General features: G+C 70.5%; 15 protein-coding genes. 3 read left to right on the top strand and 12 right to left on the bottom strand.

Going from position 1 to position 14,569, the window contains the following annotated elements; all coding sequences use genetic code 11:
- Nucleotides 1-103: 103 nt before the first annotated feature.
- The 3 genes from ACFVZH_RS10960 to ACFVZH_RS10970 all read right to left on the bottom strand — a co-directional run bounded on the left by ACFVZH_RS10960 (nucleotide 104) and on the right by ACFVZH_RS10970 (nucleotide 3,190).
- Entirely contained in the window at nucleotides 104-472 is a 369-nt protein-coding gene (locus ACFVZH_RS10960; RefSeq protein WP_384895537.1) for a holo-ACP synthase, read from the bottom strand.
- 8 nt (nucleotides 473-480) lie between these two features.
- Nucleotides 481-2,328, bottom strand: coding sequence for a glutamine--fructose-6-phosphate transaminase (isomerizing) (gene glmS, locus ACFVZH_RS10965; protein ID WP_384895539.1), 1,848 nt, complete (start codon nucleotides 2,326-2,328; stop codon nucleotides 481-483).
- A gap of 112 nt (nucleotides 2,329-2,440) precedes the next feature.
- Nucleotides 2,441-3,190 (bottom strand): sensor domain-containing protein, encoded by a 750-nt coding sequence (locus ACFVZH_RS10970; RefSeq protein ID WP_384895541.1) that lies wholly within the window; start codon nucleotides 3,188-3,190, stop codon nucleotides 2,441-2,443.
- 196 nt (nucleotides 3,191-3,386) lie between these two features.
- Here ACFVZH_RS10970 and coaA point away from each other — a divergent pair, with 196 nt between their 5' ends.
- Both coaA and ACFVZH_RS10980 read left to right on the top strand, forming a co-directional pair.
- A complete protein-coding gene (gene coaA, locus ACFVZH_RS10975) occupies nucleotides 3,387-4,409 on the top strand; it encodes a type I pantothenate kinase (RefSeq protein WP_384895543.1) in 1,023 nt (340 codons plus the stop codon).
- Between the two features lie 18 nt (nucleotides 4,410-4,427).
- Nucleotides 4,428-5,378 (top strand): DUF389 domain-containing protein, encoded by a 951-nt coding sequence (locus tag ACFVZH_RS10980; protein WP_384895545.1) that lies wholly within the window; start codon nucleotides 4,428-4,430, stop codon nucleotides 5,376-5,378.
- A 102-nt stretch (nucleotides 5,379-5,480) separates the two neighbouring features.
- On the opposite strand, the gene glmM is transcribed toward ACFVZH_RS10980, so the two are convergent.
- The 4 genes from glmM to ACFVZH_RS11000 all read right to left on the bottom strand — a co-directional run bounded on the left by glmM (nucleotide 5,481) and on the right by ACFVZH_RS11000 (nucleotide 9,804).
- The gene (glmM, locus tag ACFVZH_RS10985; protein ID WP_384895547.1) at nucleotides 5,481-6,839 is read right to left on the bottom strand and encodes a phosphoglucosamine mutase; all 1,359 of its coding nucleotides are present in this window, start codon (nucleotides 6,837-6,839) and stop codon (nucleotides 5,481-5,483) included.
- A 115-nt stretch (nucleotides 6,840-6,954) separates the two neighbouring features.
- Entirely contained in the window at nucleotides 6,955-7,467 is a 513-nt protein-coding gene (gene rpsI / locus ACFVZH_RS10990; protein WP_015035601.1) for a 30S ribosomal protein S9, read from the bottom strand.
- A gap of 44 nt (nucleotides 7,468-7,511) precedes the next feature.
- Entirely contained in the window at nucleotides 7,512-7,955 is a 444-nt protein-coding gene (gene rplM, locus ACFVZH_RS10995) for a 50S ribosomal protein L13 (protein ID WP_189511777.1), read from the bottom strand.
- 226 nt (nucleotides 7,956-8,181) lie between these two features.
- Nucleotides 8,182-9,804, bottom strand: coding sequence for an ABC-F family ATP-binding cassette domain-containing protein (locus ACFVZH_RS11000; RefSeq protein WP_384895549.1), 1,623 nt, complete (start codon nucleotides 9,802-9,804; stop codon nucleotides 8,182-8,184).
- A gap of 56 nt (nucleotides 9,805-9,860) precedes the next feature.
- Between ACFVZH_RS11000 and ACFVZH_RS11005 the strand changes: the two genes are divergently transcribed.
- The gene (locus ACFVZH_RS11005) at nucleotides 9,861-10,850 is read left to right on the top strand and encodes a hypothetical protein (RefSeq protein WP_384895551.1); all 990 of its coding nucleotides are present in this window, start codon (nucleotides 9,861-9,863) and stop codon (nucleotides 10,848-10,850) included.
- Here the strand turns inward: ACFVZH_RS11005 and truA are convergent.
- From truA to rpsM, 5 genes are all read right to left on the bottom strand, one after another.
- Entirely contained in the window at nucleotides 10,821-11,678 is an 858-nt protein-coding gene (truA, locus tag ACFVZH_RS11010) for a tRNA pseudouridine(38-40) synthase TruA (RefSeq protein WP_384895553.1), read from the bottom strand. The two genes, ACFVZH_RS11005 and truA, sit on opposite strands and share 30 nt — an antisense overlap.
- A gap of 83 nt (nucleotides 11,679-11,761) precedes the next feature.
- The gene (rplQ, locus tag ACFVZH_RS11015; RefSeq protein WP_017239591.1) at nucleotides 11,762-12,226 is read right to left on the bottom strand and encodes a 50S ribosomal protein L17; all 465 of its coding nucleotides are present in this window, start codon (nucleotides 12,224-12,226) and stop codon (nucleotides 11,762-11,764) included.
- Nucleotides 12,227-12,369: 143 nt separating this feature from the next.
- Nucleotides 12,370-13,392 (bottom strand): DNA-directed RNA polymerase subunit alpha, encoded by a 1,023-nt coding sequence (locus ACFVZH_RS11020; protein WP_003966937.1) that lies wholly within the window; start codon nucleotides 13,390-13,392, stop codon nucleotides 12,370-12,372.
- 128 nt (nucleotides 13,393-13,520) lie between these two features.
- On the bottom strand, nucleotides 13,521-13,925 hold the full coding sequence (rpsK, locus tag ACFVZH_RS11025) for a 30S ribosomal protein S11 (RefSeq protein WP_003956432.1): 405 nt from the start codon (nucleotides 13,923-13,925) through the stop codon (nucleotides 13,521-13,523).
- A gap of 66 nt (nucleotides 13,926-13,991) precedes the next feature.
- Entirely contained in the window at nucleotides 13,992-14,372 is a 381-nt protein-coding gene (rpsM, locus tag ACFVZH_RS11030) for a 30S ribosomal protein S13 (protein ID WP_017239590.1), read from the bottom strand.
- Between the last annotated feature and the right edge of the window lie 197 nt (nucleotides 14,373-14,569).

Below are 14,569 nucleotides of genomic sequence, written 5' to 3' on the forward strand. Positions count from 1 at the left end.
CCACGCCCAGGGGCCCGCCCCGCCGGGACGCCCACGCCCAGGGGCCCGGCCGTCCTGTGGCGGCCGGGCCCCTGGGGGTCGTGCGTCGGGCTCGCCGCCGCCGTCACGCCTCGGCGATCACCACGGCGGAGGCCACCCCCGCGTCGTGGCTCAGCGAGACGTGCCAGTGCTTCACGCCGAGTTCCGCGGCGCGGGCGGCCACGGTCCCCCGGACGCGCAGCCGCGGCTGACCGGTCCCCTCGACGTACACCTCGGCGTCCGTCCACAGCAGCCCGCCGGGCGCGCCGAGCGCCTTCGCGAGCGCCTCCTTCGCGGCGAACCGCACCGCGAGCGACGCCGGCCCGCGCCGCTCGCCGCTCGCGAGCAGCAGCTCGCTCTCGACGAAGAGGCGCTGGAGCAGCCCCGGCGTCCGCTCGATCGACACGGCGAAACGGTCGATCTCCGCCACGTCGATCCCCACCCCGATGATCATCTGTTACCTCACTCCACGGTCACGGATTTGGCCAGGTTGCGCGGCTGGTCCACCTCGTTGCCCCGCGCGGTGGCGAGCTCGCAGGCGAAGACCTGGAGCGGCACCGTGGAGACCAGCGGCTGGAGCAGCGTAGGCGTGGCCGGGATCCGGACGAGGTGGTCGGCGTACGGGACGACGGTCTCGTCGCCCTCCTCCGCGATCACGATGGTGCGCGCACCGCGGGCCCGGATCTCCTGGATGTTGGAGACGATCTTGTCGTGGAGGACGGAACGGCCCTTGGGCGAGGGGACGACCACGACGACGGGCAGGTCCTCCTCGATGAGCGCGATCGGCCCGTGCTTGAGCTCTCCCGCGGCGAAGCCCTCGGCGTGCATGTACGCGAGTTCCTTGAGCTTCAGGGCACCCTCCAGCGCCACCGGGTATCCGACGTGCCGGCCGAGGAAGAGGACGGTGTCCTTGTGGGCGAGGGAGCGGGCGAGGGCCCGGACGGGCTCCATCGTCTCCAGGACCCGTTCGACCTCGTCGCCGATCCGGGCGAGCTCGCGGACGACGGCGTGGATCTCGTCGCCCCACTTGGTGCCGCGCACCTGTCCGAGGTAGAGGGCGAGCAGGTAGCAGGCGACGAGCTGGGTGAGGAACGCCTTCGTGGAGGCGACGGCGACCTCGGGCCCGGCGTGGGTGTACAGCACGGCGTCCGATTCCCTGGGGATCGTCGAGCCGTTGGTGTTGCAGACGGCGAGCACCTTGGCGCCCTGCTCGCGGGCGTGCCGGAGCGCCATCAGGGTGTCCATGGTCTCGCCGGACTGGGAGATGGCGATGACCAGGGTGCGCCGGCCGAGGATCGGGTCCCGGTAGCGGAACTCGCTGGCGAGCTCGACCTCGCAGGGGATGCGGGTCCAGTGCTCGATGGCGTACTTGGCGATCATCCCGGCGTGGAAGGCGGTGCCGCACGCGATGATGACGATCTTGTCGGCCTCGCGGAGCACGGTGTCCGGGATGCGCACCTCGTCGAGGGTGAGCCGGCCGGCGCCGTCGATCCGGCCGAGGAGGGTGTCGGCGACGGCCCGGGGCTGCTCGGCGATCTCCTTGAGCATGAAGTAGTCGTAGCCGCCCTTCTCGGCGGCGGAGGCGTCCCAGTCCACGTGGTAGGCCCGTACGTCGGCGGGCGCCCCGTCGAAGTCGGTGACGGTGACGCCGTCCCGGGTGAGCTCGACGACCTGGTCCTGGCCGAGTTCGATCGCCGACCGGGTGTGGGCGATGAAGGCGGACACGTCGGAGGCGAGGAAGTTCTCGCCCTCGCCGACGCCGACGACGAGCGGCGAGTTCCGGCGGGCGCCGACGACCACGTCCGGCTGGTCGGCGTGGACCGCGACGAGCGTGAACGCCCCGTCGAGCCGACGGCACACCAGGCGCATGGCCTCGGCCAGGTCCCCGGCGGAGGAGAACTCCTCGGCGAGGAGGTGGGCGACGACCTCGGTGTCCGTCTCGGAGAGGAGGTCGTGGCCGCGGTCGGCGAGCTCCTCGCGCAGGGCGGCGAAGTTCTCGATGATGCCGTTGTGGACGACGGCGACGCGCCCCGCGTTGTCGAGGTGCGGGTGCGCGTTGGCGTCGGTCGGCCCGCCGTGGGTGGCCCAGCGGGTGTGCCCGATGCCCACGGAGCCGCCGGCCAGCGGCCGGTCCACGAGCTCCTTCTCCAGGTTGACGAGCTTGCCCGCCCTCTTGGCCGCGGCGATCCCTCCGTCGGAGAGCACCGCGACACCGGCCGAGTCGTAACCCCGGTATTCGAGCCGCTTGAGGCCCGCGACCACTACGTCAAGTGCCGACTGCCCGCCGGCATATCCCACGATTCCGCACATGGCGGCAGCCTAGGACGGAAGCCGGCCGGAGGGCCGGAGTCAGCCCGGTTCGACGGCCGCGCGTCGGCGCGCGCCGGGCCCGGGTCCCCAGCTCCCCCCGGGGCGACACCACCTAGCCCAGCTTGGCGGCCTGCGCCGTGACGACGGGCGTCGGCAGCTCCTTGACGCCGCCGGGCGCGAAGCTGATGGTCGAGAACGAGGCGAGCGCGTTGCCCTGACGGAAGACGACGAGCTTGCTGACGAACGGCTCGCCCTCCATGTCGGTGGTGACGGTGAAGGCGACGGCCTCGTCCCCGGCGGTGACGCTCTCGGGGGCGACCTTGTCGATCCTGGTCTTCTCGGCGCCCTGGACCACGGTGAAACCGCCGGCGCACCCGGTGCCGGCCGCCTTCACCGAGGCGAAGGCGTCCTGGGCGCCCTGTCCGTCGTACGAACCGAGCGTCACCGCCGTCATCTGGACGCCGAGCGCCCCCAGGAGCGCGTCCTCCGGGGCGGTCGACGCGCCCTTCTTCGGCTCGGCGAGCACCTGGCGCTGCGCCGACGCGGCGGGCGAACCGGGCGAGACGGAGGACATGGCGTGGGCGATCGGCGCGCAGGCGGCCTTGTCGGCGGTGACCTGGTCCGCCGTCACGATGTCCTCGGCCTTCTGCACCTGGTAGCCCTTGAGGTCGGCCGTTCCGACGATCAGCTTGTCCAGCTCGGCGGCGGACAGCGCCCGGGCCGGGGGCGCGGCGGCGGTGGAGGCGGCGGCGCTGGGCGCGGCGGTCTTCCCGGCCTCCTTGCCGTCGCTCTTCCCGCCGCCGCAGGCGGTGGCGAGCAGGGCGACGGAGACGGCGGTGGCGGCGACGGCGGCGCTTCTCATGGACGTACGCATCTGAGGTGGCTCTCTGTTTCTCTTCGTGTTCCCTGCGTGCCGCCGACGGCGGCTCCCCCCGCGTGAAGGGCGGAAGGCCACGCGGCACCAGCATGATCGCCCCGGGGCGGGGGCCGGGCAACGGCTTTTGTCACGTGACCGACCCCACCACCCACGGAGGCCGCCGACCCCCGACAATGGCGGGGTGATCACTTCGCCGCCACGAAGCTCCAACGGAGACGGTCGCCGCAACGGCGCCGGGAACGGCACCGGCCACCGCCGGCCGTCCGAGGCAACGCCGTACGTCGACTTCACCCGGGCCGAGTGGAGCGCCCTGCGTGACAAGACGCCGCTGCCGCTCACCGCCGACGAGGTCGAGCGGCTGCGCGGCCTGGGCGACGTCATCGACCTCGACGAGGTCCGTGACGTCTATCTGCCGCTGTCCCGGCTGCTCAACCTGTACGTCCAGGCCACCAGCGGTCTGCGCGGCGCCCTCAACACCTTCCTCGGCGAGAGCGCCGAGCAGCGCGGCACGCCGTTCGTCATAGGGGTCGCCGGTTCGGTGGCCGTCGGCAAGTCGACGGTCTCCCGGCTCCTCCAGGCGCTGCTCGCCCGCTGGCCGGAGCACCCCCGGGTGGAGCTGGTGACCACGGACGCCTTCCTCTATCCGATGGAGGAGCTGAAGGCGCGCGGCCTGATGTCCCGGAAGGGTTTCCCCGAGTCGTACGACCGCCGGGCGCTGACCCGGTTCGTCGCGGACATCAAGGCGGGCAAGGAGGAGGTCACGGCACCGGTCTACTCGCACCTGATCTACGACCGGGTGCCCGACGAGCGGCTCGTCGTGCGCCGCCCCGACATCCTCATCGTGGAGGGCCTGAACGTCCTCCAGCCGGCGCTGCCCGGCAAGGACGGCCGCACCCGGGTGGGCCTGGCCGACTACTTCGACTTCTCGGTGTACGTGGACGCGCGGGCGGAGGACATCGAGCGGTGGTACCTCAACCGCTTCCGCAAGCTCCGTGACACCGCCTTCCAGAACCCGTCCTCGTACTTCCAGCGCTACACCCAGGTCTCCGAGGAGGAGGCCCTCGACTACGCCCGCACCATGTGGCGGACCATCAACAAGGTGAACCTGCTGGAGAACGTGGCCCCGACCCGGGGCCGCGCGACGCTCGTCGTCCGCAAGGGCTCCGACCACAAGGTGCAGCGGCTGAGCCTCCGCAAGCTCTGACCTCCGTAAGCTCGGGGGATGCTGCACTTGCGGATGATCGTCCCGCCGGACCGCACCGCGGCCGCGGTCGCGCTGATCGAGTCGACGGTCGGCACCACGCACCTCGTCGTGCTGCCGGGCGCCGCCAGGGAACCCGTCGGCGACCTGGTCCTGTGCGACACGGCCCGCGAGGCGGCCGACGAACTGCTGCACGGACTGCGGGACATGAGGATCGATCAGGACGGGTCGATCGCGGTGGAGAACATCGACCTGTCGATGTCCACGCGGGCGGACACGGCCGAGGAGGAGGCTCCGGGCGAGGGCGCGGACGCCGTGATCTGGGAGCAGCTGGCGGAGGCGACCCACGAGGAGTCGACGCTCTCCTTCACGTATCTCTCCTTCATGGGCCTCGCGACGATGATCGCGGCCTGCGGTGTCGTCCTGGACAACGCGATCCTGATCGTGGGCGCCATGGCGGTCGGCCCGGAGTTCGGCCCGCTCGCCGGGGTGTGCACGGCGATCGTGCAGCGGGCGCCGAAGCTGGCGGCCCGTTCGCTGACCGCGCTGCTGATCGGCTTCGCGTCGGCGATCCTGGCGACGACCCTGTTCAGCCTGGTCATGGACTTGCTGGGCCTGTTCCACGATTCCATGCTGGAGGCGGAGCGGCCGCAGACCGACTTCATCTGGCAGCCGGACCCGTTCTCCTTCGTGGTGGCGCTCCTCGCGGGCGCGGCCGGCACCCTCTCCCTGACGTCGTCCAAGTCGGGTGCCCTGGTGGGCGTGGCGATCTCGGTGACCACGGTCCCGGCGGCGGCGAACGCGGCGGTGGCGCTCAGCTACGGCGAGTTCGCACAGATGGGGGGATCGATCGGGCAGCTGCTGCTCAACCTGCTGGGGATCATGCTGGCGGGTACGGCGACCCTGATGCTCCAGCAGCGACTGTGGCGGACCCAGCGCGGGCGTCTGAAGCGCCGGCTGCGGAGGGGCTGACCCCTCCGGGGGCGCCGAGGCCCCCTCGTACGAAAGGGCCCGCCGCACCGGAATCCGGTGCGGCGGGCCCTCACGCGTCTGCATGACGATGCCTCAGAAAGGCTATCCCAGCGCGGACTTCACGGCGTCCGCGAGGCGCTGCGCGACGGCGCGGGCCTGCTCGATGTCGGCGGCCTCGACCATGACGCGGACGAGCGGCTCGGTGCCGGAGGGGCGCAGCAGGACGCGGCCGGTGGCGCCGAGCTCCTGCTCGGCGGCGGTGACGGCGGCGGCGAGGTCCCCGGAGGTCCTGACCCGGGACTTGTCCACGTCGGGGACGTTGATGAGGATCTGCGGCAGCCGCTCCATCACGCCGGCGAGGTCCGCGAGGGACTTGCCGGTGGCCGCGATGCGGGCGGCCAGCATGAGGCCGGTGAGGGTGCCGTCGCCGGTGGTGGCGTGGTCGAGCACGATGACGTGCCCGGACTGCTCGCCGCCGAGCGCGTAGCCGTGCTCCTTCATGGACTCCAGGACGTAGCGGTCGCCGACCGCGGTCTGGACGAGGGTGAGGCCCTCGCGCTCCATGGCGAGCTTGAAGCCCAGGTTCGACATGACGGTCGCGACGACGGTGTCGCCGCGCAGCGTGCCGGCCTCGCGCATGGCGAGCGAGAGGACGGCGAGGATCTGGTCGCCGTCGACCTCGTTGCCCGCGGCGTCCACGGCGAGGCAGCGGTCGGCGTCGCCGTCGTGGGCGATGCCCAGGTCGGCGCCGTGCTCGATGACGGCGGCCCGGAGCAGCCCGAGGTGGGTGGAGCCGCAGCCGTCGTTGATGTTGAGGCCGTCCGGCTCGGCGCCGATGGTGACGACCTGGGCGCCGGCCCGGACGAACGCCTCGGGCGAGACGCGGGCGGCGGCGCCGTGGGCCTCGTCGAGGACGATCTTGAGGCCGTCGAGCCGGTTGGGGAGGACGGACATCAGGTGGGAGACGTACGTCTCGAAGCCCTCGTCGTAGTCGCGCACGCGGCCGACGCCGGCACCGGTCGGGCGCTCCCAGGGGGCGCCGGTGCGGTGCTCCTCGTACACGCCCTCGATCTTGTCCTCCAGTTCGTCGGCCAGCTTGTGGCCGCCGCGCGCGAAGAACTTGATGCCGTTGTCGGGCATGGCGTTGTGGCTGGCGGAGAGCATCACGCCGAGGTCGGCGCCGAGGACGCCGGTGAGGTGGGCGACGGCCGGGGTGGGCAGCACTCCGACGCGCAGCACGTCGACTCCGGCGCTGGCGAGACCCGCCACGACGGCCGCCTCCAGGAACTCTCCGGAGGCGCGGGGGTCACGCCCGACCACGGCGGTCGGCCGGTGCCCCTCGAAGGTGCCCGCCTCGGCCAGCACGTGCGCCGCCGCGACCGACAGGCCGAGCGCGAGCTCCGCCGTCAGGTCCGCGTTGGCAACGCCGCGTACGCCGTCCGTGCCGAAGAGTCGTCCCACAGCTGTCCTCCGAGAAATACGTGCCCAAGCTGATGAAAGAGGTTATGAAAAAACGTACGCCCCGACGGCACGTGCAGTGCCGCCGGGGCGTACGACAAACAGTCCGAGCAGGCGATTAACGCTTGCTGTACTGCGGGGCCTTACGGGCCTTCTTGAGACCGGCCTTCTTGCGCTCGACCGCACGGTCGTCGCGGGAGAGGAAGCCGGCCTTCTTCAGCGCCGGGCGGTTGTTCTCGACGTCCGCCTCGTTCAGCGCACGGGCCACACCGAGGCGCAGGGCGCCGGCCTGGCCGGAGACACCGCCACCCGCGATGCGGGCGATGACGTCGTAGCGGTTGTCGAGCTCGAGCACCTTGAAGGGCTCGTTGACTTCCTGCTGGTGCACCTTGTTGGGGAAGTAGTCCTCAAGGGTGCGACCGTTGATCTTCCACTTGCCGGTGCCCGGAACGATCCGGACGCGGGCGATGGCGTTCTTGCGACGGCCCAGGCCGGCGGCCGGCTGCGGGTCGCCGAAGCGGGACGCGAGCGACTCGGAGGTGTACTCACCCTCGACGAGCTCGGTCTCGGTGGTGTACTCCTCAACGCCCTCGAACTCGTCGACGGGGGTTTCGGGGGTGGTCTCGGCCACGATTCTCCTCAGATTTCTTTCGTTCTTAGGGGGTGTGGCCGGAACTACTGCGCGACCTGGGTGATCTCGAACGGAACCGGCTGCTGCGCAGCGTGCGGGTGGTTCTCGCCCGCGTAGACCTTCAGCTTCGAGATCATCTGACGGCCCAGGGTGTTCTTGGGGATCATGCCCTTGATGGCCTTCTCGACGGCCTTCTCGGGGTTCTTGGCCAGCAGCTCGTCGTAACGGACGGAGCGCAGACCACCCGGGAAGCCGGAGTGGCGGTACGCCAGCTTCTGGGTCTTCTTGTTGCCGGACAGGTGCACCTTGTCAGCGTTGATGATGATGACAAAGTCGCCCATGTCCATGTGCGGGGCGTAGACGGGCTTGTGCTTGCCTCGGAGGAGGTTCGCAGCCGTGGTCGCCAGACGGCCCAGGACGATGTCCTGCGCGTCGATGATGTGCCACTGGCGAGTGACATCGCCGGGCTTGGGGCTGTACGTACGCACTTCGTAGCCTTCGCTTCTTCAGTGGATGGAGTCCAGACACACCTGAAGCGATCATGCAGCTGGGGCCGCACTGCCGGGAACACCGCCCGTATGCGAGCCACTGGTAACTGCTCCAGGGAACCTGCGTAAAGGCCCTTCGCGTGAAAACGACGAAGCCAAGACGCATAACAAACCGCAACACTACCCGCGCCGCCCCCGACGGGTCAAAACGCCGCGGGACACCAGGTCAGCGCGCCCGCTCCACCCGCCGCTCGTCCCACACCGGCTCGGTCGTCTCGCGCACCACGCCGTCGGAGCCGAACACCAGGAACCGGTCGAAGCTCTTCGCGAACCAGCGGTCGTGCGTGACCGCCATCACGGTCCCGTCGTACGACTCCAGCCCGTCCTGGAGGGCCTCGGCCGACTCCAGGTCCAGGTTGTCCGTCGGCTCGTCCAGCAGCAGCGCCGTGGTGCCGGCGAGCTCCAGGAGCAGGATCTGGAAACGGGCCTGCTGACCGCCCGAGAGCTTGTCGAAGGGCTGGTCGCCCTGGCGCTCCAGCTCGTAGCGGCGCAGCACGGACATCGCCTGGCCGCGGTCCCTGGCGTGCTCCGTCCACAGGATGTCGACGAGCGGCCGCCCCGCCAGCTCCGGGTGCGCGTGGGTCTGCGCGAAGTGCCCCGGCACGACCCGTGCGCCGAGCTTCCAGTCGCCCGTGTGGGCGACCGACGGGTCCCCCGCCAGAAGCCGCAGGAAGTGTGACTTACCCGACCCGTTCGAGCCGAGGACGGCGACCCGCTCCCCGTAGAAGATCTCCAGCGAGAACGGCTTCATCAGACCGGTCAGCTCAAGGTTCTCGCAGGTCACGGCACGCACACCGGTCCGGCCGCCGCGCAGCCGCATCCGGATGTCCTGCTCGCGCGGCGGCTCCGGCGGCGGCCCCGCCTCCTCGTACTTCCGCAGCCGGGTCTGCGCCGCCGCGTACCGGGAGGCCATGTCGTGGCTGACCGCCGCCGCCTGCCGCAGGGTGAGGACCAGCTTCTTCAGCTGGGCGTGCTTCTCCTCCCAGCGCCGCTTCAGCTCCTCGAAGCGCGCGAAACGCTCCCGCCGCGCCTCGTGGAAGGTGTCGAAGCCGCCACCGTGCACCCACACGTCCGAACCGGCGGGGCCGGGCTCGACCGCGACGATCTTCTGCGCGCCCCGGGAGAGCAGCTCCCGGTCGTGAGAGATGAACAACACGGTCTTACGGGTCTCCCGCAGCCGCTCCTCCAGCCACCGCTTGCCGGGCACGTCGAGGTAGTTGTCCGGCTCGTCGAGGAGCAGCACCTCGTCGGGGCCGCGCAGCAGCGACTCCAGGACCAGCCGCTTCTGCTCGCCGCCGGACAGCGTCCGCACCTGCCGGAACTGCGCCTTCTCGTACGGGACGCCGAGCGCGGCCATGGTGCAGATGTCCCAGACGGTCTCCGCCTCGTACCCCTGCACCTCGGCCCAGTCGCTGAGGGCCTGCGCGTACTTCATCTGCGCGGCCTCGTCGTCGACCGTCATGATCAGGTGCTCGGCCGCGTCGACCGCCTTCGCGGCCTCCCGGATCCGCGGCTGGGCCACCGAGACCAGCAGGTCGCGGACGGTGGACTCGTCCCGTACGGAACCGACGAACTGCGGCATCACGCCCAGGCCGCCGCTCACCTTGACGGTGCCGCCGTGCGGCTGGAGCTCCCCGGAGATCAGCCGGAGCAGTGTGGTCTTGCCGGCGCCGTTGGCCCCGACGAGAGCGACGACGGCCCCCTCCCCGACCCGGAAGGAGGCGTCCCCGAGCAGGACCCTCCCGTCGGGAAGGTAGTACTCAAGATGCGCGGCCTCGACATGTCCCATGGGGTGCATTGTCACCGCACGCGTCCCCTCCGCCCAACCGGATTAGGATGCGCGGCATGAGCTTTGGGGGACCGCAGTGGCCGCAGGAGCCGCAGCAGCAGGGGCAGCAGGGGTACGGACAGCAGCCCGGACACGGACAGCAGCAGGGGTACGGGCAGCAGCAGCCGTACGGCGGGCAGCAGGGCTTCGGGCAGCCGAACCCCTTCCCGGGCGCGCAGGAGCCCTTCCCGGGCGCCCAGGGCGGCGGTCAGACCCCTGACTGGGGCGCCCTCGCCGCCGCCTCCGCGAACAGGAGCCGCCGCAAGCGCTGGCTGCTGATCGGCGGCGGGGTCCTGGCCACCCTGGCGGTCGGCGCGATCGTCGCCACCGCCGTCGTGGCCACGAACAAGAACAACGACGAGTCGAAGAACGGCGGCGGGACCCCCACCGGCACGGTCTCCCCCACCGGCACGCCCACCCCCGAGCCGACCTTCTCCTCGGTGGCGCCGCCGCCCCCGCCGAACCCGATGGACTACATCTCGGACCCGAGGAAGGACAAGGCCCCGCTCTCCGCCGAGGGCCTCTTCCCGGGCAAGCAGCTGACCATGAACAAGCGCCCCTACAAGAAGGGCGCGACCTCCGCGACGAACAACTGCGCGTCCGTCACCCAAGGCGGCCTCGGCGCCGTCCTGAAGAAGAACGGCTGCCAGCGGGTCCTGCGCGCCACCTACGTGAAGGACGGCGTGGCGATCACCGTCGGCGTCGCCGTCTTCCCGTCCGAGGCCGCGGCCCTCAAGGCGAAGACCCAGGCCACCGGCGGCATCGCCCCCCTCGTCGGCGCGGGCGTGGGCGACTTCTGCCACGCCACGGTCTGCCTGCGCCGCTCGAACTCGATCGGCCGGTACGCGTACTTCACCCAGGCCGGGTTCGCCAACGGCAAGAAGGTCACCAAGGCCGACCAGGCCGTCTTCCAGGGCAGCGACGACCTCGGCACCTTCGCCTTCAACCAGATCTACGCCCGCGGCCGCGCCCAGGCGTCAGCAGCAGCCGGAGCTCCCGGGGAGTGACCGCTTGTTCCTGGCCTCCACGCTGCGGGCGGCCAGGAGCTCGTCGGCCGGGTAGCCGACCTCTTCGAGGGTGAGGCCGTGCGGCCGTACGACGTGCACGGCCGAGTCCCGGACCCCGGCGGCGAGCACCTTGCCCGGCCAGTCCACCGGCCGGTGGCCGTCGCCGACGAACAGCATCGCGCCGACCAGCGAGCGGACCATGTTGTGGCAGAAGGCGTCCGCCTTCACGGTCGCTTCGAGGACGCCGTCGGACCGCCGCTCCCAGCGCAGCTGCTGCAGGGTCCGGATGGTCGTCGCCCCCTCGCGGCGCTTGCAGTACGCGGCGAAGTCGTGCTCCCCCACCAGCGCGGCCGCCGCCTCGTTCATGGCGTCCATGTCGAGGGCCCAGTCGTGCCAGAGGACATGCCCGCGCAGCAGCGGGTCGACCCCGCCGGGGTTGTCGGTGACCCGGTAGGCGTACCGGCGCCAGATCGCGGAGAAGCGGGCGTTGAAGCCGGCGGGCGCCTCCTCCACCTTCCACACCCGGACATCGTGGGAGAGCCGCCCCGCCAGCCGCCGCAGCAGCTTGTCGTGGTGCTCGGCCCACAGCTCCGCGGGCAGGTCGACGTGGGCGACCTGGCCGCGCGCGTGCACCCCGGAGTCGGTCCGGCCGGCGACGGTCAGCTCGTACGTCTCCTTGGAGCGGGTCACGGTCCGCAGGGCGTCCTCGATGTCCCCCTGCACGGTCCGCCGCCCCTGCGCCTGCTTGGCCCAGCCGGAGAAGTCCTTGCCGTCGTACGAAAGGTCCAGCCGTACCCGTACGAATCCGTCCTGCACGTCGTCGCTCACGCGGAAATCCTCTCAAACACACGGGAGCGGGCCCGCACCCCAGGGGGTACGGGCCCGCACACGAGAACAGTCGGCGAGAACGCTTACGCGTCCTTCGACTCCTCGGCCGGAGCCTCGGCGGCCGCGTCGGCCTCCTTGACGGCGCGCACGGTGGCGGCCTCGGCCTCGGCGACGGTCGCCTTCTTGGCGATCTCGCCCTCGACCAGCTCGATCACGGCCATCGGGGCGTTGTCGCCACGACGGTTGCCGATCTTGGTGATACGGGTGTAGCCACCGGGACGCTCCGAGTAACGCGGGGCGATCTCGGTGAAGAGGGTGTGGACGATCCCCTTGTCGGTGATCGACTGCAGCACCAGGCGACGGTTGTGGATGTCGCCCTTCTTCGCCTTGGTGATCAGGCGCTCGGCGACCGGACGCAGGCGACGGGCCTTGGCCTCGGTCGTGGTGATGCGGCCGTGCTCGAAGAGCGACTTCGCCAGGTTGGCGAGGAGCAGCTTCTCGTGCGCGGCGGAACCGCCGAGGCGGGCACCCTTCGCGGGACGCGGCATGGTGTTTCTCCTTGATGTCTGCACCGGCCGTATGAGGTACCGATGTCAGTGTCCGAGCGGGCGGTCACCCGTCGAAGACCCCGCGCCCCCTGAGGGACGCGGGGAACTGCACGACCGGCCGGAACCGGTCTGCAGACGATCTACTAGTACTGCTCGGTCTCGACGAAGCCCGCGTCCGCGTCGTCGTCGGCGCCGAAGGCGTCGGCGGCGGCGGTCGGGTCGAATCCGGGCGGGCTGTCCTTGAGGGCCAGGCCCATGCCGGCCAGCTTCGCCTTGACCTCGTCGATCGACTTCGCACCGAAGTTGCGGATGTCGAGCAGGTCGGCCTCGGAACGCGCCACGAGCTCACCCACGGAGTGGATGCCCTCGCGCTTGAGGCAGTTGTACGAACGAACGGTGAGCTCGAGCTCCTCGATCGGCAGCGCCAGGTCGGCGGCAAGGGCGGCGTCCGTCGGGGACGGGCCCATGTCGATGCCCTCGGCGTCGATGTTGAGCTCGCGCGCCAGACCGAACAGCTCGACCAGGGTCTTGCCGGCGGACGCCATGGCGTCACGCGGGCGCATGGCCTGCTTGGTCTCGACGTCGACGATCAGCTTGTCGAAGTCGGTGCGCTGCTCGACACGGGTCGCCTCGACCTTGTACGTGACCTTGAGCACCGGCGAGTAGATGGAGTCGACCGGGATACGGCCGATCTCCTGGCCCACCTGCTTGTTCTGCACGGCGGAGACGTAGCCGCGACCGCGCTCGACGGTCAGCTCCATCTCCAGCTTGCCCTTGCCGTTGAGCGTGGCGAGGACGAGGTCGGGGTTGTGCACCTCGACACCGGCCGGGGGCGCGATGTCGGCGGCGGTGACCAGACCCGGGCCCTGCTTGCGCAGGTACATCACGACCGGCTCGTCGTGCTCCGAGGAGACGACCAGCTGCTTGATGTTGAGGATGAGGTCGGTGACGTCCTCCTTGACGCCCGGCACGGTGGTGAACTCGTGCAGGACACCGTCGATGCGGATGCTGGTGACAGCGGCACCCGGGATCGAGGAGAGGAGGGTACGGCGGAGGGAGTTGCCGAGGGTGTAGCCGAAGCCCGGCTCCAGCGGCTCGATCACGAACCGGGAGCGGAACTCGTCGACGACCTCTTCGGTCAGCGACGGACGCTGAGCGATCAGCATGTCTCTTTGTCCTTCAGTCGTGGACGCCCACTATTTGACGCCCTACGGATCACTTCTGTACTGCAAGGGTACGGGCGGCACGGTCCGAAGAGCCGTACCGCCCGAAGTCCTGAACAAGCAGCCGTGCGTCAGACGCGGCGGCGCTTGGGGGGACGGCAGCCGTTGTGCGGCGTGGGGGTGACGTCCTGGATCGAACCGACCTCGAGGCCCGTGGCCTGGAGGGAGCGGATCGCGGTCTCGCGGCCGGAGCCCGGACCCTTCACGAAGACGTCGACCTTGCGCATGCCGTGCTCCTGCGCGCGACGGGCAGCCGACTCGGCGGCCATCTGCGCGGCGAACGGAGTGGACTTGCGCGAGCCCTTGAAGCCGACGTGGCCGGCGGAGGCCCAGGAGATCACGTTGCCCGAGGGGTCCGTGATCGAGACGATCGTGTTGTTGAACGTGCTCTTGATGTGCGCGTGGCCGTGAGCGACGTTCTTCTTTTCCTTGCGGCGCACCTTCTTGGCAGCGCCCTGACGACCCTTGGGGGGCATCTATATCTCCTACGGGAGGTGGTCGGTCCTACAGCGAAGACCGCTTGGTCAAGCGTCCGCTGAGGACTACTTCTTGCCCGGCTTCTTCTTGCCGGCGATGGCGCGACGCGGGCCCTTGCGGGTACGAGCGTTCGTGCTGGTGCGCTGGCCGCGGACGGGCAGGCCACGACGGTGGCGGAGGCCCTGGTAGCAGCCGATCTCGACCTTGCGGCGGATGTCGGCGGCGATCTCGCGACGGAGGTCACCCTCGGTCTGGAGGTTGGCGTCCACGTACTCGCGGATCTTGACGAGGTCTTCCTCGGCAAGGTCGCGGACACGGGTGGACGGGTTCACGCCGGTCGAGGCGAGGATCTCCTCGGACCGGGTACGCCCGATGCCGAAGACGTAGGTGAGTGCGACCACCACACGCTTTTCGCGCGGGATGTCAACACCGGAAACGCGTGCCATTCAATGGCTCCTGTGTTCTCGGGGGTCTGCTGCAGAACCGCTCCCGACCGCCGACCGCTCCAGTCGGAGCAGTGGTACGTCCGGGTCCCCGGCCCCCGCCGGAGGTGCCGTCAACCGTGGATCACGGCCCGACGGGCTCTGCGTATGTACGTATTGCTATGCGTCGCGCGAAGAACTGCGAAATGCAGGTCGGTCGG

The sequence above is a fragment of the Streptomyces sp. NPDC059534 genome (assembly GCF_042743475.1).
Lineage (GTDB): Bacteria > Actinomycetota > Actinomycetes > Streptomycetales > Streptomycetaceae > Streptomyces.

Bases quoted from the DNA above. Each gene is read 5' to 3' on its own strand.
- ACFVZH_RS11005 (WP_384895551.1), top strand. From the start codon at position 9,861: ATGAGCTTTGGGGGACCGCAGTGGCCGCAGGAGCCGCAGCAGCAGGGG.
- rpsM (WP_017239590.1), bottom strand. From the start codon at position 14,372: ATGGCACGCGTTTCCGGTGTTGACATCCCGCGCGAAAAGCGTGTGGTG.
- glmS (WP_384895539.1), bottom strand. From the start codon at position 2,328: ATGTGCGGAATCGTGGGATATGCCGGCGGGCAGTCGGCACTTGACGTA.
- rplQ (WP_017239591.1), bottom strand. From the start codon at position 12,226: ATGCCGCGTCCCGCGAAGGGTGCCCGCCTCGGCGGTTCCGCCGCGCAC.
- ACFVZH_RS11020 (WP_003966937.1), bottom strand. From the start codon at position 13,392: ATGCTGATCGCTCAGCGTCCGTCGCTGACCGAAGAGGTCGTCGACGAG.
- ACFVZH_RS10980 (WP_384895545.1), top strand. From the start codon at position 4,428: ATGCTGCACTTGCGGATGATCGTCCCGCCGGACCGCACCGCGGCCGCG.
- ACFVZH_RS11000 (WP_384895549.1), bottom strand. From the start codon at position 9,804: ATGGGACATGTCGAGGCCGCGCATCTTGAGTACTACCTTCCCGACGGG.
- rpsK (WP_003956432.1), bottom strand. From the start codon at position 13,925: ATGCCCCCCAAGGGTCGTCAGGGCGCTGCCAAGAAGGTGCGCCGCAAG.
- ACFVZH_RS10960 (WP_384895537.1), bottom strand. From the start codon at position 472: ATGATCATCGGGGTGGGGATCGACGTGGCGGAGATCGACCGTTTCGCC.
- ACFVZH_RS10970 (WP_384895541.1), bottom strand. From the start codon at position 3,190: ATGAGAAGCGCCGCCGTCGCCGCCACCGCCGTCTCCGTCGCCCTGCTC.